Annotated in this window: 5 protein-coding genes; 4 read left to right on the plus strand and 1 reads right to left on the minus strand. The window is 29.2% G+C overall.

The window, feature by feature from the left end; translation table 11 throughout:
* Positions 1–924: trehalose-phosphatase (locus VJ881_09380; GenBank protein HKL76264.1), on the plus strand; the 924-nt coding region annotated here is incomplete at its 5' end.
* 34 nt (positions 925–958) lie between these two features.
* Positions 959–1,369, plus strand: a complete 411-nt coding sequence (locus VJ881_09385; GenBank protein ID HKL76265.1) for a DUF2177 family protein — start codon at positions 959–961, stop codon at positions 1,367–1,369.
* A 52-nt stretch (positions 1,370–1,421) separates the two neighbouring features.
* Here VJ881_09385 and VJ881_09390 read toward each other — a convergent pair whose 3' ends face one another.
* Positions 1,422–2,066: a PAS domain-containing protein gene (locus tag VJ881_09390; protein ID HKL76266.1), complete on the minus strand. Its 645-nt coding sequence runs from the start codon at positions 2,064–2,066 to the stop codon at positions 1,422–1,424.
* 194 nt (positions 2,067–2,260) lie between these two features.
* On the opposite strand from VJ881_09390, the gene VJ881_09395 reads away from it, so the two are divergent.
* Both VJ881_09395 and VJ881_09400 read left to right on the plus strand, forming a co-directional pair.
* Positions 2,261–3,247, plus strand: a complete 987-nt coding sequence (locus VJ881_09395) for an ornithine carbamoyltransferase (protein HKL76267.1) — start codon at positions 2,261–2,263, stop codon at positions 3,245–3,247.
* A gap of 37 nt (positions 3,248–3,284) precedes the next feature.
* Positions 3,285–3,626, plus strand: a 342-nt coding sequence (locus tag VJ881_09400; protein ID HKL76268.1) for a M20/M25/M40 family metallo-hydrolase, incomplete at its 3' end; no start/stop codon positions are given.

Raw genomic sequence — 3,626 nt, forward strand, 5'->3', positions numbered from 1 at the left:
TTGAGTAAAGCTATTAATATTACTCCTACAAGAAAAGAAGAAATTGCTCATAGTATTAAAAAAGCTCTTGAAATGAATGCAAAAGAACAACAAAATAGGTTAAATATAATGAAAGAAAGAATAAAAAATTATGATGTTAAAAAATGGGCTAAATCATTTGTGAATGAACTTATGGCAGGGGAAAAATTAAGAAAGGGTCGGGACTTTGATAAAGAAGCTAAGGATTATATAATTAATGATTATAGGTCTTCGGCAGACCGCTTACTAATTATTGATTTACATTCTTTTAATGGTCAGGAAAATACCGTTGTTATGGATTGGCTTAAAAAACTTGCTAATAATGATAAAAATAAATTAATTATAATATCCAGATTAAAAAAAGATGAATTAAAAGAGAAATTCAGTGATTTCTTTTGCTGTCTCTTTTCGAGATATGGTGAATGCTTTTATGATGGAAAAGAATGGACTGATCTTGAAATAGAGAAACCTGCCTGGTTTAAAGATATAGAACCAATTTTTCAACTTCATAAAGAAAACACGCCTGGAGCTTCTATAGAAAGAAATACTAATTTTATTAAATGGAGTTATGCAGAGGCAGAACCAGAGTTAGCTGAAATGCGAAAAAGAGAATTAAAAGATAATCTAAGATATTTTAGTGAAGATTTTGATTTAAATATTGTAGAAGGTGACAAGTTTCTTGAAGTAAAAAGTTCCAGTATAAAAGCATATAATAAACTTTATGAATTTATAGAGCATATTGATTTTGAATTTAATGCATTTATAGGAAATTTAAATCGTTTTCCTAAAATTGAAGAAATTTTAGCTTCAGATAGTTATATCTTTGAATTAAACTCAGTAATATTAGACAATTCTTATAAAATTGATAATCCAAGAGATATATTAAAATTGCTTTATAGTAATTAATAATAAAAATTATGATTGTTCTGGAGGTGAAAAAATGGGAGAATATATCAAAGCATATCTTATTACTTTAGTAATATTTTTTGGAATTGATCTTGTCTGGCTGGGGGTTATTGCCAAAGATATGTATAGAGATAAAATAGGGTTTATTATGAAAGAAAATTTTAACATGTCAGCAGCGATAATATTTTACATGGTATTTATTATTGGACTTATGTTTTTTGTAATTAACAGAGCAGTAGTTTTAGGAAGCTGGCAATATGCTCTTTGGGCAGGTATGTTTTTTGGTTTAGTAACTTATGCTACTTATGATATGACAAATTTAGCTACCTTAAAAGATTGGCCATTATCTTTGACAGTTATAGATATAATCTGGGGATCATTACTAAATGGAGCTACAGCGCTTATTAGTTATTTAATTTTAAGTAGTTTAAATTATTTTCAATAGTAATAATAAAACCTTCTTTTACGGTTTGATTACCGTAGAAGAAGGTTTTTTGTTATTTTTTAGACCTTACTTCATCAAGATAATTATAAATTGTGTAACGTGATACATTTAATTCATTAGCAAGAGTATTTATTGTATCCTTAATATTAAAAGCATTATTATCATCAAGATATTCTACAATTTTTAATTTATCTTCTTTTGTAAGAAGATGAACCGGTTTGTCAACCTGTTCTAAACTATTTTGAATTACAATATCCAAAAAGTCTTCTACATCTTCTGGGAATTTATTTCTAATTGATTCTTCTTCTTCAATATTACTTAATTCACTTAAAAATTGTTGAGCAATCTTTATATTGGTTAAATCAATATTAACACAAAAAGCTCCAATAATATCATCATTATCATTTTGAATGAGCACAGTTGAGGATTTTAATGGTCTGCCTTCATCAGTTTTAATTACATAATTTAAAATCATATCTTCATCTTCTTTTATAGAAGAAAGCATATTTTTTAATAATTCTGGAGCTCTATCCCCTATTTTGCGACCACTAATATGAGAATTTTCAATAGCTACTATTGAGGCTTCTCTTGTCATATCATGTAATACTATTTCAAAATGTTGACCTAAGGTTTTACCTAAAGCTTTAACAATTGGCTTAAATGAATTAAGTATATTAGAAACATTTTTTTTAGGCATATTTCTATCCTCCTATATTTTATCATTATTTTCTTTACTTAATTATAAGAAAAAAAGCTAAAAAAAGCAAAGTATTTGTTAAAATTTTTTAAGGCTTCTTGATTTATTTTAAGTTTTGTAATATAATGAATTCAAAATAAATAACAATATTCTGAAAACTAAATGTACATAAAAAAACTAAGGAGGAGATTAATTTGCAAACAGTTTTACATGGAAAAGACTTTATAACTCTACAGGAATGGGAGAAAGAGGAAATTGATACTTTGCTGGATGTATCTTTTGATTTGAAGAAGAAATTTGCTATGGGAATAGATACACCATATCTTAATAATAAGACAGCTATGTTAATGTTTTTTGAACAGTCAACAAGAACCAGAAACTCAATGGAAGCAGGACTTGCTCAATTAGGTGGACATGCAAACTTTCTTGATACCAGTACAATGCAGGTATCACATGGAGAAGTAGCAAAAGATACTGGAGTTATTCTTGGAAGTTATGGACATGCAATTGCCTGTCGTAATTGCAACTGGGGTGAAGGAAATAAATATCTAAGAAGTATGGCCGAACATGCAAAAGTACCTATTATGAATTTACAGTGTGACTTATATCACCCTATGCAGGGTCTGGCAGATCTAATGACAATTGTAGAAAAGAAAGATGAAACTAAAAATTTAAAAGTCTCTATCATCTGGGCTTATGCAACCAGTCATAAAAAACCTATTTCAGTTCCACTCACTCAAAGTTTACTTTTTCCACGCTATGCTATGGATGTTACTCTTGCTTATCCTGAAGGATATGATCTTCCTGATTGGGCTATTGAACAGGCGAGAGAAAATGCTGAAAAACATAATGGTGAATTTACAATTACTCATGATATGGAAGAAGCCTATCAAGATGCTGATATTGTAATTCCTAAAAATTGGGGAAGCTGGGTTAATAATCAAAGTACAGATGTAATTGATGAAAATCTGGAATCACATAAAGATTGGAAATGTACTGAAGATATGATGGAATTAGCAGATGATGATGTAATGTATATGCATGCTTTACCTGCTGATCGAGGAAATGAAGTAGAAGACTCTGTTATTGATGGACCACATTCTATAGTTTATGATGAAGCAGAAAATAGGCTCCATACAGCAAAATCGGTTATGACTTTAACAATGGGAGGACGCGGCTAATAATTTTTATCTTAAAATCTAATAAAGGAGGATTTTAATGAATACAAAAGAATTAGCAGAAAAAATAAAAAATGAAATTAATAATTATGAAGATGATATGATTAAATTTATGCAGGATGTTATTAGTATTCCAAGTGAAAGTTGTGAAGAAGAGGAAGTTGTAAATAGAGTAAAAGAAGAAATGGAAAAATTAGGTTTTGATGAAGTGGAAATTGATCCTATGGGTAATCTGATAGGGAAAATAGGAAATGGAGACCGAGTAATAGCCTATGATGCTCACTTAGATACAGTTGGTGTAGGTGATCCTGATGAATGGGAATGGGATCCATTTTCCGGTAAATTAGATAATGGTATTATTTATGGAAGAGGTGCTACTGAC

The sequence above is a fragment of the Halanaerobiales bacterium genome (assembly GCA_035270125.1).
In the GTDB taxonomy this organism is placed as follows: domain Bacteria; phylum Bacillota; class Halanaerobiia; order Halanaerobiales; family DATFIM01; genus DATFIM01.